Source organism: Povalibacter uvarum (assembly GCF_014202975.1).
Taxonomy (GTDB): domain Bacteria; phylum Pseudomonadota; class Gammaproteobacteria; order Steroidobacterales; family Steroidobacteraceae; genus Steroidobacter; species Steroidobacter uvarum.
The window spans coordinates 40,210-64,446 of the sequence record NZ_JACHHZ010000004.1 but is presented as its reverse complement, the minus strand read 5'-3'; the positions used below and the strand labels follow the sequence as shown (position 1 = coordinate 64,446).

The following is a 24,237-nucleotide window of genomic DNA, read 5'->3' as shown; positions in this document are numbered from 1 at the left end:
ACTTAGCCGCTCCTGGCAGCCGGTCGAACCGGTGCCGTGAACTGGGCAGCGAATTGGCCGGTCTCCCTCCCCCGCTCACCGGTGACATGCCGCGCCTCGCGCCGCATTGCTATGAGTCACCGGCGATTTTCGCTACGCTCTGCGCCCACAATCGGACCGTTGGCCGGCACTTACGTTGGCGGAGGATGCATGTTCAGCAGAGTGGCGAATCTCATCAGAGGATTTTTCTCGCTGTTCATTACCGGGATCGAGAAGCGCAATCCCGAAGCGCTGCTGGAGCTGGAGCAGGAGAACCTCCGCAAGCAGATCGCCAACTTCAACCAGGGTCTCGCGACCCACGCCGGCCTGTGCGAACGCATCATGGGCCAGGTCCGCAAGCTCGAAGCAGAGCAGAAGGACCTGCGCGCCAAGACGGCTGCGCACCTCCGCGCCGGTAACAAATCCGCCGCCGGCCAGTACGCGCTGCGCCTCCAGACCATCGAGCAGCAGCTCGAAGAGAACCGCAAGCAGCTCGAACAGGCTGAAGCGACCTACAAGAACCTCGTGAAGGCTCGCGATGTCGCGGTCCAGACCGCGCGCGCCAAGATCGAAAGCCTCAAGGGCGCGATCAACGACATGCGCATGAACCAGGCCATGGCCGAAATCCACGAAATGGCCTCGGGCATGATCTCGAGCATCGGCGGCGCCGGCGACACGCTCAATCGCCTGCACGAAATGGTGGAAGAGGAACGCACCAAGGCCGCCGGCCGCTCGCGCATCGCCCGCGACTCGATCGACATGACCCAGGTCGACCTCAAGGAGGGCGAAATGGCCGCCCTCGCGGACCAGGCGCTGGCCGACTTCGCCGCGCGTGAAGGTATCTCCCTGCCCGGCGAAGCCGCCGCCCCTGCCGCGCCCCGCACGATGGGCAGCGAGAGCCAGAGCGGATGAGGAAGAGCAAGATCTCCACGGGGAACACGGGGCGCACGGGGCGGGACCGAGAAGCAGATTCGATTGATCTGATCTACCCAGTGATCCCCGTGTCCCCCGTGGAAATTCCTGCCTTCTCGTGAGAGCCGATGCCTGCACCCCAAGGATCACCTGCCTGGGCGAATGAACTGGCGCTCGCGTACGAAAGCGGAGCGCACGGCCAGTTCATTCTCTACGGCAACGTTCACGACCGCATCGCGGTCGGCGCGCGGCTCGTCAATCTCGCAGGCTATCTCGAGAACGAGTTGCTCGCGGGCTTCCAGATCGTTCTGTCGTACGACATGGGCAACGGGCTGACGATCGAACGCGGCGGCGAGCTCGTCGAGAAATGGGCGGGTGCCGATCTGAAGCGCACGCCGCGCGAGCCGCTCGAAGCGGTGCAGTACATCAGCAAGTACCTTCGCTATCTCGGCAACCTGCGCGTGCTGGGCCGCGAGTCGAAAGAGAACGTCGCGGTCATCCTGCGTGGCATCGATCAGATCGCGCCGGCCGACGGCAACGGGTATGAACACGGCAGCCTGACGAGCCTGCTGCGCGAGTGGGCCAGCGAACCGCCTTTCGCCGACCTGCCCTTCACCAGCATTCTGATTGCCGACAATCTCAACGACGTCGAGCCGCAGATTGCGTTCGACGCGCACACCGCCCGCATTCGCGTGCCGCTGCCGGATGCATCGGCGCTGGAACGCGCATTGGGAATCCTGCAGACGCAGAACGCCGCAGCCTTCGCGTCGAACACGAATCTGAACCAGCTTGCAGCAGCGCTTGCGGGCGTGACTGTGTCGGCGCTCGAGAGCCTGATCAAGGTGCGTGCGCATTCGAAGCAGGTTCTCGGTCCGCAGGATCTCACCCGGATCAAGAAGGATCTCGTCGAGCGCGATTCCGGCGGGCTCGTCGAGTTCATCGAATCGAAGCGCACGCTCGACGACTATCACGGCCAGGACGCGCTCAAGCACTGGCTGCGACAGGACATCGCGTTGTGGCAGGCAGGCGATCTGAAGGCACTGCCGATGGGTTACCTGCTCTGCGGTCCGGTCGGCACCGGCAAGACGTTCCTCGTCGAATGCCTCGCGGGCGAAGCCGGCGTGCCGGTGGTAAAGCTCAAGAATTTCCGTGACCGATGGGTCGGCTCGAGCGAAGGCAATCTCGAGAAGATCTTCCGGCTCGTGCGCGCGCTCGGCCGCTGCATGGTGTTCATCGATGAAGCCGACCAGACGCTCGGCCGGCGCGAATCCGGCAGCGGGGACAGCGGTCTTTCGGGACGCCTGTATTCGATGATCGCGCAGGAGATGGCCGACACCGCCAATCGCGGTCGCGTGCTCTGGATTCTCGCGTCGTCACGCCCCGACCTGATCGAAGTCGATCTCAAGCGCCCCGGCCGCGTGGACGTAAAAGTGCCGCTGATGCCGACAGCCACGCAGGCTGAAAGCGGCGGACTGATCGGCGCGCTCGCAAAACGCTATGGTCTTGTGATCGAACCGTCGGAACTCGTGCGGCTCGAATCGAAGATGCCCACGTTGCTGACCCCGGGTGCCGCGGAAGCGCTGGTAGTCAAGGCCTATCGGCACTCGCGCACGCAGAACGTCGCGCCGGGCGCTGCGCTGGAAGCGTGTCTCGTCGGTTATCAGAATCCGGTTCCCGCCGACGTCCTCGAATTCCAGATGCGCATCGCCGCGCGCGAGGCAACGGATCTCGCCTTCGTGCCGGAACAGTTCCGGAAGTTCGCGGCACCGGGTGCCGCGCAGTCCTGACGAATGAGCGCACGACGTTCCTATCTCGCCGCGGCCTTCAGCGCCAAACCGTTCGGAATGCCCATCCCGCCGAACTGGTTCGGCGTGGCGGCGTTCGCCCTGCTCGGCGCGCTCGTGAATCCGGGATTCTGGCTGATCGGCGCGGGACTCGAGGGCCTCTACTTGTGGGCGCTCTCACGCAATGAACGCTTCCGCGCCACAGTCGACGCCGATGGCGGAAAGCAGAACTGGAACAGCCGTTACGGCGGACTGATTTCCGTGCTCGACAATCAAGCGCGTCAGGTCCAGGAATCGATCGAGATCCAGGCCGCCGAGATCGTCGAGTTGCTCGCGCGAACAGGCGCGACGGAGTCGCAGATCGCGGATGTGCGCCAGATGGCGTGGCTGCATCTGAAACTGCTCGCTGCCCGAGCATCGATCCTGCAGGTGATCGCGTCCGCGGACCGCGAGAAGCGCAATCTCGAGGAGCAGGAACGCCGTGTCATCGACCGTCTTTCGGCCGACTCGATCACGGACGAACTGAAACGCAGTCTCGAGCAGCAACTCACGGTGATCCGCTCACGGCGCGAAGCGCATCTGGATGCGGAGCGCCGGCGCGAACTCGTCGAAGCGGAGCTCGAACGCCTGCGCCAGCAGGTTTCCCTCGTGCGCGAGCAGGCGCTGCTCGCCACCGACGAACACAGCGTCGCATCGTCCCTCGATGCCTTGTCCGCATCGCTCAACGAGGCGAATCGCTGGCTCAAGGATCAGCGCGAGATCTTCGCGGGTCTCGACGATCTGACGGATGAACCGCCCCCGGCGGAACTGTTGCGGCCCAAGGCGGGCGCCAACCGCAGACAACGCGTCTCGGAATGAAGTCAGGAGTGAACATGACACTTGCGCAAAGACGGGTTTCAGGCGGCTCCGCTGCAGGCAACCTGATCACGTTGCTGCTCTTCGTGGGACTGATCGGCCTGGGTGTCTATCTGTGGCTCGGCAAGAAACCGTCAGGTGACGCAGCCGCGCCAGGCCAGACGAGCGCCCAGTCCTCCGCCGCATCGGAAGCGGATGGCGATGCGCCCGCGCCCATCGAACCGGTTGACGGCACCCCGTCGCTCGATGCGGCAGCAACCTTCGAGCCGAAGGACAACACTCTACAGATCGACATCAGCGAATACGCCGGCTATGGCGGCCTCATCGTCGCGAACGGCGGCATGGAGCCGAACCCCGAGTCCTTCTTCGCGAAGGAGTACGGCTTCAAGGTGAAGATCACCAAGAGTGAAGACGAAACCTGGTCGCCGCTGAACAACGGCCGTCTCGCCGCGACCGCGACAACCGCAGATGCGCTTGCAGTCCTCGGTCGGCAGTTCGACGCCGTCGTCCCGGTCCAGATCGGCTTCTCGCGCGGTGCCGACATGGTCGTCGTCGATCGCGGCATCGCCTCGATCAACAATCTCGCCGGCAAAGTCCTCGCCGCCTCGCAGTTCAACGAGAGCGAGTTCTTCATTCGCTACCTCGCGCAGGAAGCCGGCGTGCCGGTCAGCGTGCTGCGCGATCTCGATTCGCAGCCGCCAGCCGGAGCGCTGGGACTGGTGTTCTACGAAGACGCGTTCATCGCCTGCGACGCATATGCGCATGAGCTGAAGCGCAGCTCACCGCGACTGAACGGCTGCGTCGGCTGGACGCCGCGCACCGACGAAGTCGTCGAACAGTCGGAGGGCAAGGCGAAGATCCTCGTGTCGAATCGCAACCTGCTGGTCGTAGCCGACGTGCTCGCCGTGAACAAGGGCTTCGCGAAGGCGCACCCGGAAATGGTGCGCGGACTCGTGCACGGCATTCTCGAAGGCAATCGCCGCCTGCGCGATCAGCAGGCGCAGAACATCGGCGTCGTCGCGAAAGCATTCGGCTGGTCGGAAGCCGACGCGCGCGATGAGCTTTCCCGCGTGCACCTCGCGAACCTGCCAGAGAACCGCGCGTTCTTCTCCGGTGCTATCGACTCCGCAGGCTCGTTCGGCGGCATCTTCCAGTCGTCGGTGCTCGCGTACGGCAGCGTGATCAAGAATCCGACCGATCCCGCGCGCTTCGTGGACACGAGCTTCCTCGATGGGCTCGCAAGCAAAGGCCTCTACGCGGATCAGAAGATCGCGATTGCCCCGATCAAGACGTCGACGTCGGCATCGCTCGAAGGCGATCCGCTGCTGAGCAAGGACATCCGCTTCTTCTTCGAGCCCAACTCGTCGGCACTCGACAAGAGCGCACCGCAGAACGCGGAGTACCTCGACACTATCAGTCGCTTCCTGCAGGTCAGCCCCGGCTCGACCGTGCTGCTGCGCGGACACGTCGACAATGCACGCGTGAACGAGTTCCGCGAACAGGGCGGTGAGCAACTCGTGAAGAGCATGGCAATGAAGGCGATGGAGCTGTCACGCCAGCGCTCGATCGCCGTGCGCGACGCCCTGCTCGAGCGTCACAAGAAGATCGATGCCTCGCGCATCGAAACCGTCGGCCGCGGCTGGGAAGAGTCAGTGAGCCAGGACAGCAACCTCAACAGGAGAGTTGAGGTGCAGTGGTTTACGCTGGAATGAGCGGCGGGCTACGAAGCCGTGAGCGATGAGCTGCGAGCCAGAAGAACGGTGCCTGGCTCGCTGCTCATGACCGCCAGGCAGTGAGCCGGAAACAATGAGCCAGAGTTCTGTTCTGGCTCACAGCTCGCCGCTCACCGCTACTCCTTGGTGATCGCCTGATACGCCAACGACCGCGAAATCGCCCTCACGTCCGGCATCGGCTCGCTGCGGTGCTGGATCATGCCGATCACGATGAGGTTGTAGACCGGGTCGATCCAGAACCAGGTGCCGGCGTAGCCGCCCCACCAGTACGTGCCTTCACCGTAGTAGCCGCCGGCCAGTTGCGGATCGGTGATCACCGCGAAATCCATGCCGAAGCCGATGCCCGGGGCGACACCCTTCGCTTCCTTCGGCAGCACATCGGTGCGCATCAGTTTCACTGTGAGGGGCGACAGCAGCCGCGCGCCGTCGAGTTGACCGCCATTGAGGAGCATCTGGCAGAAGCGCATGTAGTCGCTGATCGTGGAGACGAGACCGCCACCGCCTGACGGCAGTGCGGGGACAGCGGAATAGTCGGCGACGCCCGGCATCGGGACGAGCTTGCCTTCCTTGTCGGCCGTGTAGAACGCGGCGAAACGATCCATCTTCTCCTTCGGCACGTAGAAAGCCGTGTCGACCATCTTCAACGGCTCGAAGATGCGCGTGCGCAGGAAGTCCGGGAAGCTCTGGCCCGACAGCTTCTCGACGAGATAGCCCTGCACGTCCACGGAAACGCTGTAGTGCCAGTCCGCGCCTGGCTGCGAGAGCAGCGGAATCTTCCCGAGCTTGTCGATCATCGCCTGCATCGGCTGCGCGGGATTGAGCACGCCGGCCTTCGTGTACATGCCGTCGACAGCGGTTGAACCGAAGACGCCGTATGTCAGACCGCCGCTGTGCGACATCAGCTCTCGCATCGTCATCGGATGTTCCGGTTCGACCTGCGTAACGGCGCCGGTTTCCGGATTCACGGTCGCGACCTTGAGATTCGCGAACTCGGGGATGTGCTTCGACACCGGATCGTTGAGCTGCCACTTGCCCTCTTCGAACAGCATCATCATCGCGACGCCGGTGATCGGCTTCGTCATCGAATAGATGCGGAAGATCGTGTCCTTCTGCATCGGTGCGCCCGTCGTCACGTCACGCTGGCCGGTGGTCTCGAAGTGCACGACCTTGCCGTCCTTCGCCACCATCGTGACCACGCCGGACAGCTGCTTGGTATCGGAGAGATCCTTCATGGCTGCCGTGAGCTTGGCGAGTCGCTGGGACGACATGCCGACGCTTTCCGGCCGTGCCGTCGCGAGCTCCGCCGCGCTTGCCTGGCCCGCCAGAACGACGAGCAGCAGCGTCCCCAAGAACGAACGTCTGAACATGTATCCCCCCGGTCGAATGAAGTGGACGACAAACGTTATGGAATTCTTCGCGCGGATGATTGGATGAAAGGCCGTGGCGGTGCAAGAGCATCGCGGATCGCCCTCGCCCGCTCACGTTTCTTCACCTTTCGCGGCGAGCCCGGCGTCACCATAATTCCTCGGTGCCAATCACCCTCCCCGACCTGCCCGTCACCGAAGCGCTGCCGCGATTGCGGGAAACCCTTGCGTCGCACGCCAACGTGGTGCTCCAGGCGCCACCGGGCGCCGGCAAATCGACGCTCGTGCCGCTCGCCCTCCTGGAGGCGCCCTGGCTGGCATCGAACCGGATCGTGATGCTCGAACCGCGGCGTCTCGCTGCGCGGGCGGTCGCCACCCGCATGGCACAGTTGCTCGACGAACCGGTAGGGCGCACGGTGGGTTATCGCACCAGGCTCGACAGCAGGGTCAGCGGCCAGACCCGGATCGAAGTCGTGACCGAAGGCATTCTCACACGCTGGCTGCAACGCGACGCCGCGCTGGAAGGGATCGGATTGCTGATCTTCGACGAGTTCCACGAACGCAGCCTGCAGGCTGACCTGGGACTTGCGCTCGCACTCGACGCACAGGGCACGCTGCGCGACGACCTCAAGATGCTCGTGATGTCCGCCACCCTGGATGGCGAAGGTGTCGCAAAACTCCTGGGTGATGCGCCGATCGTCTCATCCGCGGGGCGCATGTTTCCCGTGGAAACACATCATCGCGAACGGCCGCCCGGGCAAGCTGCCCGCGGACGCGATGAGGACATTGCAGTGGTGACCGCGTCGATTGTCCGGCGTTCGATCGAACAGGACGAAGGCGATGTGCTCGTCTTCCTGCCCGGCCAAGGCGAGATTCGCCGCACTCAGCGCTTCCTCGAAGAGTCGCTGCCGCCACGCACGCGCGTCCTTCCTTTGTATGGGGAGTTGCCGATCGAAGAACAGGATGCCGCGATTCGCCCCAGCGCTGCGGGAGACCGGAAAATCGTGCTCGCGACGAACATCGCCGAAACCAGCCTCACGATCGAAGGGGTGCGCGTCGTCGTCGACGCCGGACTCGCGCGACGGTCTCGCTTCGACCCCGCCACCGGAATGAGTCGGCTCGAAGTCGTGCGCATCTCGCGTGCTTCCGCCGACCAGCGTCGCGGTCGTGCAGGACGACTCGCACCCGGCATCTGCTACCGGCTCTGGCCGGAGCCCGAGCAGGGGATGCTCGCGGCTCAGACACCCGCTGAAATCCTCGAGGCTGATCTCGCACCGCTCGCGCTGGAGCTGGCGAACTGGGGTATCAGCGATCCGCAACAACTGCGATGGCTCGATGTGCCGCCGGCTGCCAGCTTTGCGCAGGCGAGAGATTTGCTGAAAGACCTCGACGCCGTCGATGCCGACGGGCGCATCAATAGTCATGGCCGCACGCTTGCGCGCATCGGCGTTCATCCACGCCTTGCTCACATGATCGTGCGTGGCGGTGAAATGGGGCTGCGCCAACCCGCGCTGCAAATCGCGGCCCTGCTCGGTGAACGCGACCTGCTGCGAAGCTCGGGCCAGCGCGATATCGACCTGCGACTGCGGATCGACGCATTGCGGGAACGTCGCACCTCCCGCAGTGCCACGATCGACGCTGGTGTCCGACAGCGTGTCACACGCAGTATCGATCTGCTCGCTCGACAGGTCAGCGCGCCGCAGTCGCGCGAAGCCGAGTATGACGACGCGTCTGCAGGTCGACTGCTCGCGCTGGCGTATCCCGATCGCATTGCGCAGTCGCGTGGCGAAGGCGGTCGCTATCTGCTGACCAGCGGCCGCGGCGCGAAACTTGCGGACGTCAGTTCAATAGGCCGCGCCGAGTTCCTCGTGATCGCGGATCTGGATGCCGGTGAACGTGAAGCAACGATTCGCCTCGCGGCGCCGATCGAACGTGCAACGCTCGAGGCGGATTTCGCTTCCCACATCGATACGCGCGAACGCATCGAATGGAACTCTCGGGAGCAGGCGGTGAACGCACAGCGCGAGCGCTGGCTGGGCGCGGTGTGCCTCGAATCGCGACGGCTCGACACGCCGGACAGTGGCAAGATGGTATCCGCGCTCGTTGCAGGTATCCGGGAACTGGGCCTGGCGAGCCTGCCCTGGACGAAGGAATCGCGCGCGTTGCAATCACGCATCGACTTCGTGCACCTGCATGACAAGCGGAGCACGAAGCCGTGGCCGGCGACGAGCGATGCGGCTTTGCTGGAAACGCTCGAGCACTGGCTCGCGCCCTGGCTGGACGGCATGACCCGGCGCGATCACTGGTCGCGACTCGACCTGCACGGCGCGCTCATCGGCCTGCTCGATTGGGACCAGCAGCAGCGACTCAACGAACTGACGCCGACTCACCTCGCCGTGCCGAGCGGATCGCGCATTCCGATTGACTACTCCACGCCCTCGCCGACTGTGGCCGTGCGCCTGCAGGAAGTCTTCGGCATGCACGAAACGCCGCGGGTCGCGGGAGTTCCGCTGACGCTGGAACTTCTCTCGCCGGCTCATCGCCCGGTCCAGGTCACGCAGGACCTGGCGAGTTTCTGGTCGCGTGGCTACGCGGAAGTCAAGCGCGAACTCAAGGGGCGGTACCCGCGCCACTACTGGCCGGACGATCCGCTGACCGCCGAGGCGACGTCGAGGGCGAAACCCCGCGGAACGTGAGTGTGATCGTCCGCACTGTCCGTCGCTTCGCGCCTGCTGCACAATCAGCCATCGCTCGAACCACTGGAAGGGAGCTTTGCATGTCGATTCGTACACTGACGATCGCTGCGGTGCTGATCACGGGTTCCTCGCACGCCGGCACGGTATTGCAGACCGTCGACAAGGATCTGACCGGCGGCAGGGCCGACACCACGATGACCACGTATGCGCAGAACGGACAACTGCGCGTGGAGACCAGCAATCGCGACGGCATGATGATCTTCAAGGACGACGCGCTGTACGCCGTCAACAACAAGGAAAAAAGTTACGTCACGATGGACCGCGCTTCGATGAAGAAGATGGCAGAAACCGTGAATCCCATGCTCAAGCAGATGCAGGAACGCATGGCGCAGATGCCGCCGGAACAACGCGCGCAGATGGAGCGTATGTTGGGCAAGAGCCTGCCTGGCGCCCAGAAGTCCGTGGCCCGCGAAGTGCGCAAGACATCCCGCACCGGCAAAGCCGCCGGATATTCGTGCAACTACGTGGAAATGCTCGCCGACGGCGTCGTGGAAGACGAGCTGTGCGTAGTCGCGCCTTCATCGCTCAAGGGCGGCGACGAGCTGATGGCCGCGGCGCAGAAGATGAGCGCGATGCTGCAGGATTTCATGAAGGACGTCGATGCGCCCTGGCTGAAGGATGCAGTCGACAAGCAGACGGCGAACTACGCCAAGATCGGCGGCATTCCCGTTCTCAGCCGTCACTTTGCCGACGGCAAGGCGGTGAACGAGACCACCCTGAAGTCGATCCGCACCGAATCGATTCCCGCGGCCAGCTTTGCGGTGCCCGCGGGCTACACGCGCCGGGAGATGATGCCGGGGCACTGAACGCACGCTGCGAAAAACGGCTATTGATCGGACCGTTCGGGCGTGCAGACTCGGGAGAGTACCCGATGGAGGATCACGCCTTGAACCCGGATTTGCGCCGACAGATCGAAGCGATGCACACGGAACTCAGGCAGGTGGACTCCGTCGACCCGCAATCGCGCACATTGCTGATCGAACTGCTCGGAGACATCACTCGCCTGCTCGAGAAATCGGGCCCAGGCCCCGCGGAAGATCACAATCTCGCCGAGCGCCTCGACGAGCTCGCCGTTCATTTCGAGGCGGAGCATCCGTCGCTGGGCAATGCGTTGCGACGCGTGGTGGATGCGCTGGGGAAAGCGGGGATATAGTTGCCCCATGTACGATCCCAACAACATCTTCGCGAAGATCCTTCGCGGCGAAATTCCGGCGTTCAAGGTCTACGAAGACGAGCACACGCTCGCGTTCATGGATGTGATGCCGCAGTCGGAAGGCCACACGCTGGTGATTCCCAGGACGCAGGCGCGGAATTTCTTCGATATCGATGCCGACGCGCTCGCACGCCTGATCAAGTCGACACAGCACGTCGCGAAAGCCGTGCGCGCCGCTTTCAATCCGGATGGCATGCGCATCATTCAATTCAATGAGCCCGCGGCGGGACAGACGGTGTTCCATATCCACTTCCACATCGTCCCTTGCTACGAAGGCCGCGAGCTGAAGGGTCACTCGCGCGACATGGCTGACAAGGTCATGCTGGCGCAGCACGCAGAGCGGGTTCGCAAAGCTCTCGAAGCGAGTCGCTGAGAGACGGAAACCGGATTTTCCACGGGGATCACGGGGAAACACGGGGACGGAAATCTCTTGCGTCGTTCTCTACCCCGTGTCGCCCCGTGATCCCCATGGAAAATCCGGTTCCGTTCTTGCCATTTCAACATTCCCAGCCGATGCGCTAGTCTCCGCGTCCCGACTGCTGTGCGGACCGTCCCTCGATGAGTCAGAAGATCTACAAAGTCCCGGAAGACTTCGCCGCCCTCGCTCACCTGCGCAACGCGGATTATCAGCGCCTGTATCAGGAATCCGTGCGTGATCCGCAGGGCTTCTGGGCGCGCATGGGCCGGCGCATCGACTGGATCCAGCCGTACAACAAGGTCAAGGACACGAGTTTCGACGAGCGCGATTTCCGCATCCGCTGGTTCTACGACGGCAAGCTGAACGTCGCCGCGAACTGTCTCGATCGTCATCTCACGAAGCGCGGCGACAAGACCGCGATCATCTGGGAAGGCGATGATCCGAAGCTCTCCGAGCGCATCACGTATCGCGAGCTCCATGAACGCGTCTGCCAGTGCGCGAATGCGCTCAAGTCGCTCGGCGTGAAGAAGGGCGATCGCGTCACGATCTATCTGCCGATGATTCCGGAAGCCGCGGTGGCAATGCTCGCCTGTGCGCGTATCGGCGCCATTCACTCGGTGGTCTTCGGCGGATTCTCCGCGGACTCGCTCGCGGGCCGCATCGCGGACTGCGGGTCCAGCGTGATCATCACCGCCGATGAAGGTATTCGCGGCGGCAAGCGTATTGCACTGAAGTCGAATGTCGACATCGCACTCACGGCTCCTGGTACGGACTGCGTGAAGCACGTGCTCGTCGTGAAGCGCACTGGAATCCGCGTGCCGATGTATGCGCGTGACCAGTGGTTCGACGAAGTCGCCTCGACGCAGTCGAAGGATTGCCCGCCGGAAACGATCGATGCGGAAGATCCGCTGTTCATCCTGTACACCTCGGGCTCGACGGGCCGCCCCAAGGGCGTTCTCCACACCAGCGGCGGCTATCTCGTGTATGCGTCGCTCACGCATGAGCTCGTATTCGACGTGCGCGAAGACGATGTCTTCTGGTGTACCGCCGACGTCGGCTGGGTCACCGGCCACAGCTACGTCGTGTATGGGCCGCTGGCCAACGGCGCTACGACGGTCATGTTCGAAGGCGTACCGAACTATCCTGACGCAGGCCGCTTCTGGCAGTCCGTCGACAAGCACAAAGTCACGATCTTCTACACCGCTCCCACCGCGATCCGCGCCCTGATGCGTGAAGGCGAGGAACCGGTGAAGCACTGGTCGAGGAAATCGATCCGCCTGCTCGGTTCGGTCGGCGAGCCGATCAATCCCGAAGCGTGGGAGTGGTATCACCGCGTCGTCGGCGACAGCCGCTGCCCGATCGTCGATACGTGGTGGCAGACGGAAACCGGCGGCATCCTGATTTCACCGCTGCCCGGCGCGATCGACCAGAAGCCCGGCTCCGCGACGCTGCCGTTCTTCGGCGTCAAGCCTGCGATCGTCGACAACGAAGGCCAGACGCTCGAAGGCGCGACGGAAGGCAACCTGATCCTGAGCGACAGCTGGCCCGGCCAGATGCGCACGGTGTTCGGCGATCACGCACGCTTCATCGAAACGTATTTCAAGACGTTCCCCGGCCGCTACTTCACGGGCGACGGCGCGAAGCGCGATGAAGATGGCTACTACTGGATCACGGGCCGCGTCGATGACGTGCTCAACGTCGCGGGCCATCGACTGGGAACCGCGGAGATCGAAAGCGCACTCGTCTCCCATTCGAAGGTCGCGGAAGCCGCGGCCGTCGGCTGTCCTCACGACATCAAGGGCACGGGCATCTATGTTTACGTGACGCTCATCGCCGGCGAGCAGCCGACCGAAGCGCTGCGCGCGGAGCTGCGCGACTGGGTCCGCAAAGAGATCGGCCCGATCGCAACACCCGATTTCATTCAATGGGCGCCGGGCCTGCCGAAGACGCGCTCGGGCAAGATCATGCGCCGCATCCTGCGCAAGATCGCGGCGAACGAGCACGATCAGCTCGGCGATATTTCCACGCTGGCTGATCCGGCGGTCGTCGAGAGCCTGGTTCGCGAACGCATGAATCGTCCGGCGGCTGAACTTGCGCAGGAAGCCAAGCCGGCGCCAGCCAAGAAGAGCAGGAAGAAAAAGACAACCGGCTAGGAAGAGCAGGAGAGAAGAGTTTCCACGGGGTAAGAACAGGTTTCTGACAGAACAAATTTCTTGCCTTCTCTGTCCCCGTGGTACCCCGTGATCCCCGTGGAAATTATTCTCCGGCTTGGGCCTTCTCAGAACAACCTCCCCGCCCCCGCCAGCCGCGGCTTGTAGTAGTCGTCATCGAGCAGACGCAGCTCGATCGGCCGACCGGTTTGCGGCGCGTGAACGAAGCGTCCGGAGCCCGCATAGATCGCGACGTGCGAGATGCGCTTGCCGCTGATCCGGAAGAACAGCAGATCCCCGGGCTCGATGTCTTCGAGCCTGACCGGCGCCGCGGCCTTGTATTGCTCGGCCGCGGTTCGGGGGACGAAGATCCCAAGCTCCTCGTGAACGAATTGCACGAGGCCGCTGCAATCGAACGCTTTCGGGCCGCTTGCGCCGAATCGATACGGCGCACCGAGAAGCGAAATGGCGCGAAGCACGATTTCACTGCCTATCGAGGCCGTGGCACCCGACTGAGGCGTCGGCATCGGTGTTTCGAGAGAACCGGGAGGCGGAGCAACATCACCCAACGGCGGTAAACGCGCAGGCGGCGGTGCCGTGGCGCAGCCCGACAGCAACGCGATCGCGGCAACGAACGTTGCCGCACTCCGAAAAAGCTGGACGGAAGCGCACAGGGTCATTGCATCTCCGGCGGCGCAGGATGCCGCAAGCCCGGACGGGAAGCCATCCATTCGTGCCGAGGGTCGGCCGCGGCCACTGAACAGACTGTGAACCCTGCCTCGCTCTGGAGACGACTTCCTGTCAGATTCTGTGCGCCGATCGGTTTGTGTAAGACAATGGGGAGCAGAGGAGCAGCATGCCATTGAAGTTCGCCATCACGGGTTGTGTGGTCGCCGGCGTCGCCTTCGCGACCGTTGCTTCGGCAGCCGAGCCCTGGACGCTCGTACGCCGTGAAGCCATCCGCAGTCACGTCGAGTTCCTCGCGAGTGATCTGCTCGAAGGGCGTGCAGCGGCATCGCGCGGCTATGACATCGCCGCAGCGTACGTCGCCGCGCAGTTCCGGCAATCCGATCTCGCACCGGCCGCATCCGCCGAGTCCTATTTCCAGTCGGTACCCTTGCTCGAAGCGACGCCCGTGCTGCCCGGCTCTTCCGCCCAGCTCGTCGTCGATCGCGACACGCACTCGTTCGAGTACGGCACTGATTACCTGCCTTCCGCCGACTATCTTTCCGCCAGCTCGACGCTGACCGCACCGCTCACGTTCGCGGGGTTCGGGATCGATGCGCCCGAGCTCGAGCACAACGACTTCGCGAATATCGACCTGAAAGGCCGCATCGCGGTCATCTTCACTGGCGCGCCGGCGCGGTTTCCGCATACCCAGCGTGCTTACTACTCCGCGAACGCGACGAAGTTTCCCAAGCTGATCGAGCGCGGCGCGGTCGGTGTCGTCACCGTCGCATCGCCCCAGGACGACCGGCTGTTTCCGTGGGAGCGCATCGTCGCGATGAGCTGGGCGCCGCAGATGCGCTGGATCGACGAGGAAAGCAAGCCGCACGAAGCATACGAGGAGCTCAAGCTGCGCTTCCGGTTCAATCAGAGCGCGGCTGCACGGCTCTTCGAAGGAGCGTCGAAGGATTTCCAGACTGTGCTCGCCAGCGCCGATGCCGGTGAAGCCCAGGGCTTCGATCTGCCCGGATTGCTGACGCTGTCCGCCACCACGGGACTGCGGCGCACCGAAAGCGCGAATGTGCTCGCAGTGGCCACCGGCTCGGATCCGCGTCTTCGCAATGAGTATGTGGTGATCACTGCGCATCTCGATCACATGGGTCGCGGATCGGCCGTCAATGGCGATTCGATCTACAACGGCGCACAGGACAACGCACTCGGAACCGCGATCCTGCTCGAGATGGCTCGTGCGCTCGACGCATCGGGCCTGAAGCCGCGCCGCTCCATCCTGTTCGCGGCGGTGACCGCCGAAGAGAAGGGCCTGCTCGGATCCGACTATCTCGCTCATCACCCGCCCGCGGGCACGCTGGTGGCGAACATCAACATCGACATGCCGATGCTGTTCGCGCCGACGACGGATTTCGTTGCGCTGGGGGAACAGCACTCATCGCTGGGGGACACGGCCCGCGCCGCGGCAACCGCCCAGGGATACAAGCTGAGCGCCGATCCGCAGCCCGAGCAGGTGTCATTCGTCCGCAGCGACCAGTTCTCCTTCATCCGCAAAGGCGTGCCGTCGATCGTAGTGAATGGCGGCTACAAGGCGCGCGACAAGCGAACCGACATCGCGGCGCTGCGGCAGGATTTTCTCGAGCATCGCTATCACCAGCCCAGCGATGACATCACGACACCGATCGACTATGCGACAGCGGCCGATCTTGCGCGAATCAACCTGAGAATCGCGCTCGATGCGGCAAACGCGGCACCCAGACCGCGATGGAAGAACGGGGATTTCTTCGGCCAGACGTTCGGCAACTGAAAGGAGCGTTGAGATGGGAGGCGCCATGGAAGTAACGAAGGATGCATTGACCGGCCTGCGGCAGGAGTTCGAAGCCTGCGACGCCGACGGCGATGGCTGGATCCGCAGCTCGGAGTTCGAAACGCTGCTCAAGCAGCTCGATCACGAGCTCACGTCGGACGAGTGCCTGCTGGCGTTCGACATGACCGACGCCGACGGCGACGGCCTGATCAGCTTCGAGGAATTCATGGGCTGGTGGTCCGGGGCGTGACGCCCCTCCTCCGGCCTCTATGAGGCCTTCCGCTTGGAGCTCTTCGCGCGGGGAGTGCGGCGTTTCGATTTGCGCTTCGCTGACGGCGCACTGCGCTTCCCCTCTTCCAGACTCTTCCTCAGCAGCGCCATGAAGTCCACGACGTTCGTCGTGGCTTCCACGGGCTCGGGCTCCGGAGCCGCGGCAAGTTTCTTCTTGCCTCGCTTCGCCGCGATCTGCTGATCGATGACCTTGCGCAGGCGCGCGCGGAACTCATCCTTGTAGTCGGCAGGATTCCACTTCGTCGTCATGGCATCGATCAGCTGTGAAGCCATGTCCATCTCGCGCGGGGTTACGCGGTGCTCGCGCGAGCTGCCGGAAGGAAAACTGAACTCGCCGGCCTTCACGATTTCCTGCGGGAACCGCATCAAGTCGAGCATCAAAGCGTCGCCCCTCGGGGTCAGCGCGGCCAGATATTGGCGCGTGCGGATCACGACGCGCGAGATTCCCACCTTGCCTGTTTTGGCGAGAACTTCCCGCAGCAGGACGTAACCCTTTTCCGCCTTGCGCGCGGGGACGAGGTAGTACGGCTTCTCGAAGAACATCGGATCGATTTCGTCGCGCTGCACGAAGGCTTCGATCTCCACCGTTTCCGTGCTCTGCGGCGCGACCTTCCGGAGTTGTTTCTCGTCGACGACGACATAGCTGCCCTTCGAGTACTCGAAACCTTTCACGATTTCCTTCCAGGGCACCTCTTCGCCGGTTTCGGTGTTGACGCGTTCGTACCGGATCGGATTGTTGTCACGACTGTCGAGCAGGCGGAAGTGCAGGTCCAGGGTGCGCTCGCCCGAATACAGCTGCACCGGGACGTTGAGCAAACCGAAGGAAATCGTTCCGTTCCAGATGGGTCGTGCCATGACGCTCGCCTGTGACCGCCTCCATGACCGCCAGAGAGGCTTCAGTCACGACACAACGACTGTGTACGGGAAAGGTTCGCGGGGAGCGTTATGGGTATATGGAGCGCACGAAAAAAAGGGCCGCGCCAAAGGCGCGGCCCCAATGTACAGCCACCTAACGCGGTGTGCGATGGGATCTCAGCGGGTGCCCCATCGAACTGGGAGGTCCACGCGGTGCACTGTACGGTTCGAGAAAACAACACGGCGGAATTCGCGGCAGGAACGCGCGGGAAAGGTTTTTGATCCCTGTGTGAACGATTTTTTTCACCCGAACATCCAGGACGCACGAGCCGTTAGTCGGAAGCACCGGCCGATCGGTTCGGTGTAGTTCATTCACTTACACCGGAGGCGTCATGAACAAAGATATTGCTGCGGGAAACCTCAAGCAGCTCAAGGGCAAGATCAAACAGCAGTGGGGCAAGCTCACGGACGATGAGATCGATCAGATCGAGGGCAACACCGAAATCCTCGCCGGCAAGCTCCAGGAACGTTACGGCTGGGAACGTGACGAGGCCGAGCGGCAGGTAAAGGACTTCTCAAAACGTCATGGCTGGCAGTAATCGCTGATCGCTTCCGGGCCGCCCGGCAGCGACTCGCTGCCGGCGGCCGGCAGCACCGGCTAGCTGTTGAGGTCCAGCTTGGGAAGCGGCAGCAGCAAAGGCCAGCTACAAAGGATTAGGAGCCAGCGACGGCATCGCGCGGCCGTGCTGCATAAGCACATCCCGCACTTTGTCGAACTCGGAGGCTTTGTCGAAGAAGTGATCCGCGCCGCAATCGTGACTCGCTTTGCGGTAGTCGTCGGTCGGGTAATTCGTAACCACGATGACCAGCTCCGGCCGCACGACGCCCGTCGCTCGCATCTGCTTCAGCAGACGGATGCCGCTTCCGCCCCGCAACTGCATATCGAGAATGAGAACGCGCGGCTGGGAGCTTCGCACGCCTTCCAGCGCGTCTCCCACCGCTTCGGCCTGTCCCACCACTCGCGTGTTGGGAATTTCGCGCACCGTTTCGATCAGTCGCTCGCGGACCGGGCGCGAATCCTCGACGATATAAATCGTCAGCTCGGACGCCGCCGGGTCGCGTCCGTCGCCCTCCTCGCCTGCCGGAGGATTACGCGCAGGTCGCGACAAGTGACGTGCTCATCGGCCTGTCAGTCGACCAGGGAGTTACGCACCGCGTAGGCGGCGATCTCTGCGTTGCTGCGCATCCCCATCTTCTCGAGGATACGAGCCCGGTACGTGCTGACCGTCTTTACGCTCAGGCCGAGCTCGTTCGCCATGACAGCCGGCGAGATGCCGCGGGCGATGCGCGTAAAGACCTGCAGCTCGCGCTCCGAAAGCCGATTGTGCATCGGGCCTTCTTCGTCGGCCGCACAGTCGGAAGCGAGCAGCTCCGCGACGATCGGCGTGATGTAGCGGCGCCCCGTGCCGACGGCACGCACCGCCTTCACGAGCTCTTCCGGCACGATCATTTTCGGGACGTACCCGTTCGCTCCGGCGCGCATCAGCCGCACGGCGAAGCTGCGTTCCGGGTGCATGCTCAGCACCAGGATCGCAAGCTCGGGCCGCTCGGTCCGCAAATGCTTGAGCAGATCGATACCGCTCTGTCCCGGCAAGGTGATGTCGAGGACGACCACGTCGACCTTGTTCCCTTCGTCCAGGAATTGCAGGGCTTCTTCCGCCGAGCCCGCCTCGCCGACGACCTGCAGATCTTCCTCGTCGGCCAGCATCTCGCGCACGCCGGCGCGCAGGATGGCGTGGTCGTCGACGATCAGAACCTTGATCTGCTCATGGACGTTGGGGCGGGTGTCCGGCATTTCGTTTTCTCGCGCGTTGAACATCAGTTGGCCACCTCGATGAGTTCACGGTCGGTATCGCTCACATTGAACCCCTGTGCGCGGTACGCATGCAGCCGGTTGTAGAGCGTCTTCAGACTCACCCCCAGTAACGCCGCAGCCCGCGTCTTGTTTCCCTCACATTTGCGGAGAGTTGCCAGGATCATCCAGCGCTCGGCATCGGCCAGGGGCGTTCCGACAGGAATCCGCAGCGTCCGACCGTCTCCGTTCGAAGACAGCTGCAGCGGCCTGTCGATCGCCGAGCCCAGATCGAGGTCGCCGTCCGCAAGAATGAATGCCCGGTGCACCGCGTTCCGCAGTTCGCGAACATTTCCTGGCCAGGAGTACCGGCTCAGGCAGGCGATGGATTCGTCGGAGAGGCGCTTGGAGGTACCCTCCTCGCTGTTGAGCACTGCAAGAAAATAGCGGGCCAGGAGTTCGGAATCGTTGCCGCGATCACGCAGCGGCGGCACTGCGACCGGACAGATCGAGAGCCGGTCGAGCAATTCAGGCCGCAGCAGCGAAGTCTTCGCCTGGCGCGGATCCGACTGGACGGTGGCGATGACCCGGCACTGGATATCGACCTCACGAGTCCCGCCGACTGGCATCACGCGTCGCGATTCGAGAACGCGCAGCAGCTTGAGCTGCATCTCGGGCGACAAGTCGCTCACTTCCTCGAGCAGCAAGGTGCCTGCGCCTGTGCGCTCGAAGCATCCTCGCTGCGCCGCGAAATGCGTAACACCCGGATCCGCGCCGGCCTCGTTGCCGAACAGTTCCGACTCGATGAGGCCCGGCGCCTGCGCGCCGCAGTTCAGAACGAGGAACGGCTGCATCGACCGTTCGCTCAATTCGTGGAGACAGCGTGCGGCGAGCTCTTTGCCGCTGCCGCCCTCCCCGATCATCAGCACATCCACCCGCAGGCTCGCGGCCCGCGCGAGTTGCTCGAAGAGCCGCAGCATCGCTCCCGATTCGCCGAGCAGCCCCCCTACGCTGCACACCTTCGCGACAGCGAAAGCGTCGGCATCCGACAGGGAAAGGGAATCCTCAGCCGCCTGCTGATCCAACGAACGAGCCATCAGCATCTCCGGTCAGCAAAGTCGAACGGCGCGACCGCGTGTCGATGCGCCACAAAGTAACGAAAACACCTCGTCCTGTTGAAGCGTCCTTGCCGCACTGCACGTCAGCGTTGTCCTACAGGAGCAGCGTGGGGAATGAACGCGTCGACCACCGTGCCGCGCTGTCCGGTGCTGGGACTGAACCGGACCGCGCCGCCGATCTGGCGCATGCGCTCGCGCATGCCGACCAGGCCGTGCGATTTGGGCCGAGTCGCCGCGCCTTCCGGAATCCCCATGCCGTCATCGATGACGCGCAGGCGAATGCCTTCTTCTTCCCGCACCAATTGCACGCGAACGGACTGCGCTTTTGCGTGACGGGTCACGTTCGTGAGGGCTTCCTGCGCAATGCGATAAAGCGCGATGGACCACGACGGATCCAGATCGTCGAAGTCCTCGAGGACGTCCACGTCGCAAGGCACGCCGGTACGGCGCGTGAACTCGCGACAATGCGATCGCATCGCGTAGGCAAGTCCGAGATTGTCGAGGTGACTCGGCCGCAGGCCTTCGATCACTTCGTGTTTCAGTTCGACGGTATCCGAGAGCATCTGCAGCGAACGCTGCAGGCGCTCGCGAAGTTCGACGTTCTCCGACGCGAGTCGCTTGCTGATCCAGTTCAGGTCCATGTTGATTGCCGTGAGATTACTGCCAAGCGTGTCGTGGAGCTCGCGCGCGAGACGCGCCTTCTCCTCCTCGGCGACGCGGATCAGGTGCTGCGACAGCTCGGTCAGCTCCGCGGTTCGTTCCTCGACCTCGCGATTCAGGCGCTGATTCGCTTCCAGCAAGGCACCTTCAGCGCGAGCCCGCGCCGCGCCATAGCGACGCAGCAGCGCCTGCAGACCGATGAGCACCCCGACGGTCAGGACCGTCGTGAACACGGCAATTCCGACCGTCAGCCACATGTCGTGCAGCACTTCGCCGCGCAGAGCCTCGATGCGGGTGTCTTCGTCCTGCATCATCCGATCGATCAGGCCGCGAACCTGGTCCATCCCGGCCGTTGCCCAATCGGTGCCAGCCACATCCGCATCGCCCGACGGGCCCGGCTGGCCTGTCTGCGCGATCGTCTGTTCCAGTCGCGACACCGCGCTGGCGGTCATCGCCTCGAGTGCATCGAGATCCTTCAGCCGAGGCGTTTGCTCGGTGCCGCCGTTGGTCGAAGCAAGCTCGCGAAGCCGCTCGATCTCCGCACGCCAGCCGCGCGTTGCACGCAGAAACGGCTCGAGATACGCACTCTGCCCCGTCAGCAGGTAGCCGCGCTGTCCCGATTCGGCAGTGGCGACCGTGGACTGGAACGCCGTGAGCGAGCGCTTGATCTCGTATGAGCGCGCGTACTGCTCGCTCGAGTCCATCGTCCCTGCCGTGTTGATGATCAGAAGACTCGCATTGACCAGCAGCAGAGCGATAGATACGAAAGTGATGGCAATCACCGACATCGGCACGAGCGCGGCCGGGCGGCGCGGCACGGGCGCTGCCGCCGCTGCGGCAATGTCAGTAGCTCGCGCGCCCGGATCGGTGTGCGCGTCGGAAATGGCGTTCGACGTAGACATCAAGCGAAGGGACGATCGCAGTGGGTCCCGTAGTAACGCCGACTCTGTGCCGGTGTTCCCTCTCTTTGCTGCGTGTGTGTGAATTCCTACACGCATCGCGCACTGCCGCTGCCACAGAAATGCGCACGCGGAACCTTCAAATCGAAGGAACGTTAATCGTCGCGAAGCCTGCAAGTGGACGTGCTGATGCGGTGCGTCGACTCGCAGTCACCAACTATGACGAGGAACAAACCGATGAAACTGTATTCACTCCTGATGATTGCCGCCGCCGGTCTGTCGGTCGCGGCTTGCAACAAGGCTGAGTCACCCGCCGAGGTTCAGCACGATGTTGCCGATGCGCGTGCGGACGCACAGCGCGACGTGGCCGACGCGCAGGCGGACACGCGCGAAAACATGGCCGATGCGCAGAAGGATGTTGCCGATGCGCAGGCGGATCGCGACCCCGGCGAGCTCGCCGATGCAGCGCAGGATGCGAGCGAGACAGCTGCCAAGGGCGACTATAAAGTAGCGGTTGCGCAGGCCGAGGCGACCCACAAGGTAGCCGTCGAGAAGTGCGAATCGCTGAGCGGCTCCGCCCAGAAGGACTGCAAGGACCGCGCGGACAGCGAACTTGATTATGCAAAGCGGCAGGCCGAGTTGCGCCGCGACGGAACGGGCTGAAAATAGCGGTCAAGACACCACGAGGAGCACTTGTTTATGCGTAGCAAACTTGCGTCGGGTAAATCCAAGGCGGCCTTGCTGATCGCTGCCCTGCTGGGTACGTCGCTGATGGCGGCCTGCAGCTCGACCCCGAGCCAGCAGTCCACCGGCGAAGCGATCGACGACGGCGTCGTGACGGCGACGGTGAAGGCGAAGCTGATCGAAGATCCGGTGACGAAGGCTCATCAGATCAACGTCGATACGTTCAAGGGCAATGTGTCCCTGAGCGGCTTCGTCGAGTCCGAGCAGGCACGCGCCCGTGCACTGCAACTCGCCCGCGACGTCGATGGCGTCAAGAGCGTGAAGGACGGCATGCAGGTTCGCAAAGCGACCTCCTGACGCGCGACCGGCTCAGTGCCGGTCTTGAGGGGCGGACGGGGCGGCTGCTCATGCATCCGCCCCTTTTCTTTGCGGCGCCTTTTCTTTACGGATTGCGCCCCCGCGTATACTCCGCTGCGACGCCTGCCCAGACAGGTTCAATCGCCCACGCTCATCACCGGAGTCCGCCTATGAAGTCCAGTCCGAAGACGTCCGCTGCCGCGCTCGCCACAGCGGCCGCAATGCTTTTCGCTACCGCGCCGCTGACAGCCGTGCAGGCCGCGGACGAGGCACCGGTCAAATGTGAAGGCGGCAACGCATGCAAGGGCAAGTCGGAATGCGCGACCGCCACCAATGGCTGCGCAGGCCAGAACGGCTGCAAGGGCAAGGGCTACGTGATGCTGCCGAAGGCCGCATGCGAGAAGGCCCAGGCTGATAACAAGAAGGCCTGATACAGCGGATCGTTGCGAACAGCCATGGATCTTGCGCAGCTGCAACGCGCGTTCCAGCGTCATCTGCTCGATGCAGACGCAACGATCGCATCCGCAATCGCCTCATCCGAGCGCGTGCCCGCGGGCACGCGACTCGGCATCTACGCCGACGCGTATCGCCTGCGGCTCATCGATGCACTCGCGGCGAACTATCCTCGTTTGCAACAGTTGCTCGGCACGGAAGCGTTCGGTGAACTCGCGCAAACGTATTTGCGCGAGCACCCATCGAAGAATACATCGGTGCGCTGGTTCGGCGATCAGCTCGCGGGCCATCTCGTCGATCGCCATGGCGATCAACCTGCACTCGCCGAGCTCGCCGCGTGGGAATGGGCCATCGCGAATGCTTTCGACGCGGCCGACACACCGCCGCTCACCGAGGACGACCTGAGCCGGATCGAACCGGATCAGTGGCCGACGTTGCGGTTCCGCCTGCACTCCTCTGCCCGCTTGCTTTCGCTGTCGACCAACGCACCGGCGTTGTTCAAGACACTCTCTGTCGATGAGATACCGCCGGCGCCCGAAAGCAGCGATCGGCCGCACTCATGGCTGATCTGGCGCCAGGATCTCGCGCCGCACTATCGGCCTGTCGCCGAAGAAGAAAGCGCCCTGCTGCAACGACTCGTCGCCGGCGCCACGTTCGAAGCGCTGTGCGAACTGCTGTGCGAATGGCATGAAGCCGAAGATGTCCCCGCACGGGCCGCCATTGCGCTGAAAGGCTGGATCCGCGAGCAGCTGCTGATTCGCGCAGCCGACTGATCCCTACTCCGCGGGTTTATCGGCAAGCTTCGCCAGCAGCTTGTGAAGCGTCGCGCGTTCCGCCGATGTGAGATGGTCCGTGAATGCGGACTCGTGAGCCAGTACTGCGGGAATGGCTTCATCCATGAACTCCTGGCCGCGACGCGTGAGGTGCAACGCATAACTGCGCCGATCGTCGATGAGGCCACGCCGCTCGACGAGTTTGTCGCGTTCGAATCGATTGATGAACTCGCCCAGCGTTGCGCGCTCGATGCCGACGGCGCGCGCCAGTGCCACCTGGTTGATGCCGGGATTCGCGGAGATCAGGACCAGCAATCCGAGCTGGCCGGGCGTGATCTTCAGATGGGCGAGCTGTTCCTCGAAATGCGCGAACAGCCGCGTCTGCGCACGACGGATCTGGTAGCCGAGGAGCTGGTCCAGCACACCGCGCTTCGGCGCTTCGATGACCTTTGCGGCTTTCTTGGGCGCCGTGGCGCGTTTGGTTTTCGTCATGCGGCGAATCGTACGGAACGCCGCGTTTGAGCGTCCAGCGCTACGCGCCTATCCGGCCGGGAACGCCGCGTTGACACCCCCCGGGACCGAGGCTTACTGTAAGTACCCCTTACTACTT

24 protein-coding genes are annotated in these 24,237 nt (G+C 63.5%); 16 read left to right on the top strand and 8 right to left on the bottom strand.

Annotated features, from left to right (window positions below; all coding sequences use genetic code 11):
* The first annotated feature begins 189 nt into the window (after positions 1-189).
* The 4 genes from HNQ60_RS16780 to HNQ60_RS16765 all read left to right on the top strand — a co-directional run bounded on the left by HNQ60_RS16780 (position 190) and on the right by HNQ60_RS16765 (position 5,281).
* Entirely contained in the window at positions 190-930 is a 741-nt protein-coding gene (locus HNQ60_RS16780; protein WP_184333922.1) for a PspA/IM30 family protein, read from the top strand.
* A gap of 128 nt (positions 931-1,058) precedes the next feature.
* The gene (locus HNQ60_RS16775) at positions 1,059-2,717 is read left to right on the top strand and encodes an AAA family ATPase (RefSeq protein WP_184333921.1); all 1,659 of its coding nucleotides are present in this window, start codon (positions 1,059-1,061) and stop codon (positions 2,715-2,717) included.
* 3 nt (positions 2,718-2,720) lie between these two features.
* The gene (locus HNQ60_RS16770) at positions 2,721-3,572 is read left to right on the top strand and encodes a hypothetical protein (RefSeq protein WP_184333920.1); all 852 of its coding nucleotides are present in this window, start codon (positions 2,721-2,723) and stop codon (positions 3,570-3,572) included.
* Positions 3,573-3,586: 14 nt separating this feature from the next.
* The gene (locus HNQ60_RS16765) at positions 3,587-5,281 is read left to right on the top strand and encodes a phosphate ABC transporter substrate-binding/OmpA family protein (RefSeq protein ID WP_184333919.1); all 1,695 of its coding nucleotides are present in this window, start codon (positions 3,587-3,589) and stop codon (positions 5,279-5,281) included.
* Between the two features lie 137 nt (positions 5,282-5,418).
* Here the strand turns inward: HNQ60_RS16765 and HNQ60_RS16760 are convergent, their stop codons facing one another.
* Complete coding sequence (locus HNQ60_RS16760) at positions 5,419-6,669, bottom strand: serine hydrolase domain-containing protein (protein ID WP_184333918.1); 1,251 nt, start codon at positions 6,667-6,669, stop codon at positions 5,419-5,421.
* Between the two features lie 161 nt (positions 6,670-6,830).
* Between HNQ60_RS16760 and hrpB the strand changes: the two genes are divergently transcribed.
* From hrpB to acs, 5 genes are all read left to right on the top strand, one after another.
* Positions 6,831-9,362, top strand: a complete 2,532-nt coding sequence (gene hrpB / locus HNQ60_RS16755) for an ATP-dependent helicase HrpB (RefSeq protein ID WP_322096877.1) — start codon at positions 6,831-6,833, stop codon at positions 9,360-9,362.
* Positions 9,363-9,442: 80 nt separating this feature from the next.
* Positions 9,443-10,228 carry a DUF4412 domain-containing protein gene (locus tag HNQ60_RS16750; RefSeq protein WP_184333917.1) on the top strand — a complete coding sequence of 262 codons (786 nt, stop codon included), beginning with the start codon at positions 9,443-9,445 and terminating at the stop codon, positions 10,226-10,228.
* Between the two features lie 65 nt (positions 10,229-10,293).
* Positions 10,294-10,575, top strand: coding sequence for a DUF4404 family protein (locus HNQ60_RS16745; protein WP_184333916.1), 282 nt, complete (start codon positions 10,294-10,296; stop codon positions 10,573-10,575).
* 7 nt (positions 10,576-10,582) lie between these two features.
* Entirely contained in the window at positions 10,583-11,008 is a 426-nt protein-coding gene (locus HNQ60_RS16740) for an HIT family protein (protein ID WP_184333915.1), read from the top strand.
* 185 nt (positions 11,009-11,193) lie between these two features.
* Positions 11,194-13,206 carry an acetate--CoA ligase gene (gene acs, locus HNQ60_RS16735; protein WP_184333914.1) on the top strand — a complete coding sequence of 671 codons (2,013 nt, stop codon included), beginning with the start codon at positions 11,194-11,196 and terminating at the stop codon, positions 13,204-13,206.
* A 125-nt stretch (positions 13,207-13,331) separates the two neighbouring features.
* On the opposite strand, the gene HNQ60_RS16730 is transcribed toward acs, so the two are convergent.
* Complete coding sequence (locus HNQ60_RS16730) at positions 13,332-13,883, bottom strand: C40 family peptidase (protein ID WP_184333913.1); 552 nt, start codon at positions 13,881-13,883, stop codon at positions 13,332-13,334.
* Between the two features lie 176 nt (positions 13,884-14,059).
* Between HNQ60_RS16730 and HNQ60_RS16725 the strand changes: the two genes are divergently transcribed.
* Positions 14,060-15,685, top strand: coding sequence for a M28 family metallopeptidase (locus HNQ60_RS16725; RefSeq protein WP_184333912.1), 1,626 nt, complete (start codon positions 14,060-14,062; stop codon positions 15,683-15,685).
* A 25-nt stretch (positions 15,686-15,710) separates the two neighbouring features.
* Complete coding sequence (locus HNQ60_RS16720) at positions 15,711-15,935, top strand: EF-hand domain-containing protein (protein ID WP_184333911.1); 225 nt, start codon at positions 15,711-15,713, stop codon at positions 15,933-15,935.
* Positions 15,936-15,952: 17 nt separating this feature from the next.
* On the opposite strand, the gene ku is transcribed toward HNQ60_RS16720, so the two are convergent.
* Complete coding sequence (ku, locus tag HNQ60_RS16715; protein ID WP_184333910.1) at positions 15,953-16,831, bottom strand: non-homologous end joining protein Ku; 879 nt, start codon at positions 16,829-16,831, stop codon at positions 15,953-15,955.
* 392 nt (positions 16,832-17,223) lie between these two features.
* Between ku and HNQ60_RS16710 the strand changes: the two genes are divergently transcribed.
* A complete protein-coding gene (locus HNQ60_RS16710; RefSeq protein WP_184333909.1) occupies positions 17,224-17,430 on the top strand; it encodes a CsbD family protein in 207 nt (68 codons plus the stop codon).
* Between the two features lie 105 nt (positions 17,431-17,535).
* Here the strand turns inward: HNQ60_RS16710 and HNQ60_RS16705 are convergent, their stop codons facing one another.
* From HNQ60_RS16705 to HNQ60_RS16690, 4 genes are all read right to left on the bottom strand, one after another.
* A complete protein-coding gene (locus HNQ60_RS16705) occupies positions 17,536-18,000 on the bottom strand; it encodes a LytR/AlgR family response regulator transcription factor (RefSeq protein ID WP_184333908.1) in 465 nt (154 codons plus the stop codon).
* Between the two features lie 20 nt (positions 18,001-18,020).
* On the bottom strand, positions 18,021-18,686 hold the full coding sequence (locus tag HNQ60_RS16700; protein WP_184333907.1) for a response regulator: 666 nt from the start codon (positions 18,684-18,686) through the stop codon (positions 18,021-18,023).
* Positions 18,687-18,709: 23 nt separating this feature from the next.
* Complete coding sequence (locus HNQ60_RS16695) at positions 18,710-19,780, bottom strand: sigma 54-interacting transcriptional regulator (RefSeq protein ID WP_184333906.1); 1,071 nt, start codon at positions 19,778-19,780, stop codon at positions 18,710-18,712.
* Positions 19,781-19,884: 104 nt separating this feature from the next.
* Complete coding sequence (locus tag HNQ60_RS16690; protein ID WP_184333905.1) at positions 19,885-21,363, bottom strand: CHASE3 domain-containing protein; 1,479 nt, start codon at positions 21,361-21,363, stop codon at positions 19,885-19,887.
* A gap of 174 nt (positions 21,364-21,537) precedes the next feature.
* On the opposite strand from HNQ60_RS16690, the gene HNQ60_RS16685 reads away from it, so the two are divergent.
* From HNQ60_RS16685 to HNQ60_RS16670, 4 genes are all read left to right on the top strand, one after another.
* Positions 21,538-22,023 carry a hypothetical protein gene (locus HNQ60_RS16685; RefSeq protein ID WP_184333904.1) on the top strand — a complete coding sequence of 162 codons (486 nt, stop codon included), beginning with the start codon at positions 21,538-21,540 and terminating at the stop codon, positions 22,021-22,023.
* A 36-nt stretch (positions 22,024-22,059) separates the two neighbouring features.
* Positions 22,060-22,401 (top strand): BON domain-containing protein, encoded by a 342-nt coding sequence (locus HNQ60_RS16680; RefSeq protein WP_184333903.1) that lies wholly within the window; start codon positions 22,060-22,062, stop codon positions 22,399-22,401.
* 170 nt (positions 22,402-22,571) lie between these two features.
* Positions 22,572-22,832 carry a BufA2 family periplasmic bufferin-type metallophore gene (bufA2, locus tag HNQ60_RS16675; RefSeq protein WP_184333902.1) on the top strand — a complete coding sequence of 87 codons (261 nt, stop codon included), beginning with the start codon at positions 22,572-22,574 and terminating at the stop codon, positions 22,830-22,832.
* Between the two features lie 24 nt (positions 22,833-22,856).
* Positions 22,857-23,627: an HvfC/BufC N-terminal domain-containing protein gene (locus HNQ60_RS16670; RefSeq protein ID WP_184333901.1), complete on the top strand. Its 771-nt coding sequence runs from the start codon at positions 22,857-22,859 to the stop codon at positions 23,625-23,627.
* A 3-nt stretch (positions 23,628-23,630) separates the two neighbouring features.
* Here HNQ60_RS16670 and HNQ60_RS16665 read toward each other — a convergent pair whose 3' ends face one another.
* Entirely contained in the window at positions 23,631-24,119 is a 489-nt protein-coding gene (locus HNQ60_RS16665) for a MarR family winged helix-turn-helix transcriptional regulator (protein WP_184333900.1), read from the bottom strand.
* Between the last annotated feature and the right edge of the window lie 118 nt (positions 24,120-24,237).

Coding starts and splice junctions, on each gene's coding strand:
- HNQ60_RS16780 (WP_184333922.1), top strand. CDS start 190: ATGTTCAGCAGAGTGGCGAATCTCATCAGAGGATTTTTCTCGCTGTTC.
- HNQ60_RS16775 (WP_184333921.1), top strand. CDS start 1,059: ATGCCTGCACCCCAAGGATCACCTGCCTGGGCGAATGAACTGGCGCTC.
- HNQ60_RS16770 (WP_184333920.1), top strand. CDS start 2,721: ATGAGCGCACGACGTTCCTATCTCGCCGCGGCCTTCAGCGCCAAACCG.
- HNQ60_RS16765 (WP_184333919.1), top strand. CDS start 3,587: ATGACACTTGCGCAAAGACGGGTTTCAGGCGGCTCCGCTGCAGGCAAC.
- HNQ60_RS16760 (WP_184333918.1), bottom strand. CDS start 6,669: ATGTTCAGACGTTCGTTCTTGGGGACGCTGCTGCTCGTCGTTCTGGCG.
- HNQ60_RS16750 (WP_184333917.1), top strand. CDS start 9,443: ATGTCGATTCGTACACTGACGATCGCTGCGGTGCTGATCACGGGTTCC.
- HNQ60_RS16745 (WP_184333916.1), top strand. CDS start 10,294: ATGGAGGATCACGCCTTGAACCCGGATTTGCGCCGACAGATCGAAGCG.
- HNQ60_RS16740 (WP_184333915.1), top strand. CDS start 10,583: ATGTACGATCCCAACAACATCTTCGCGAAGATCCTTCGCGGCGAAATT.
- acs (WP_184333914.1), top strand. CDS start 11,194: ATGAGTCAGAAGATCTACAAAGTCCCGGAAGACTTCGCCGCCCTCGCT.
- HNQ60_RS16730 (WP_184333913.1), bottom strand. CDS start 13,883: ATGACCCTGTGCGCTTCCGTCCAGCTTTTTCGGAGTGCGGCAACGTTC.
- HNQ60_RS16725 (WP_184333912.1), top strand. CDS start 14,060: ATGCCATTGAAGTTCGCCATCACGGGTTGTGTGGTCGCCGGCGTCGCC.
- HNQ60_RS16720 (WP_184333911.1), top strand. CDS start 15,711: ATGGAAGTAACGAAGGATGCATTGACCGGCCTGCGGCAGGAGTTCGAA.
- ku (WP_184333910.1), bottom strand. CDS start 16,831: ATGGCACGACCCATCTGGAACGGAACGATTTCCTTCGGTTTGCTCAAC.
- HNQ60_RS16710 (WP_184333909.1), top strand. CDS start 17,224: ATGAACAAAGATATTGCTGCGGGAAACCTCAAGCAGCTCAAGGGCAAG.
- HNQ60_RS16700 (WP_184333907.1), bottom strand. CDS start 18,686: ATGCCGGACACCCGCCCCAACGTCCATGAGCAGATCAAGGTTCTGATC.
- HNQ60_RS16695 (WP_184333906.1), bottom strand. CDS start 19,780: ATGGCTCGTTCGTTGGATCAGCAGGCGGCTGAGGATTCCCTTTCCCTG.
- HNQ60_RS16690 (WP_184333905.1), bottom strand. CDS start 21,363: ATGTCTACGTCGAACGCCATTTCCGACGCGCACACCGATCCGGGCGCG.
- HNQ60_RS16680 (WP_184333903.1), top strand. CDS start 22,060: ATGCGTAGCAAACTTGCGTCGGGTAAATCCAAGGCGGCCTTGCTGATC.
- bufA2 (WP_184333902.1), top strand. CDS start 22,572: ATGAAGTCCAGTCCGAAGACGTCCGCTGCCGCGCTCGCCACAGCGGCC.
- HNQ60_RS16670 (WP_184333901.1), top strand. CDS start 22,857: ATGGATCTTGCGCAGCTGCAACGCGCGTTCCAGCGTCATCTGCTCGAT.
- HNQ60_RS16665 (WP_184333900.1), bottom strand. CDS start 24,119: ATGACGAAAACCAAACGCGCCACGGCGCCCAAGAAAGCCGCAAAGGTC.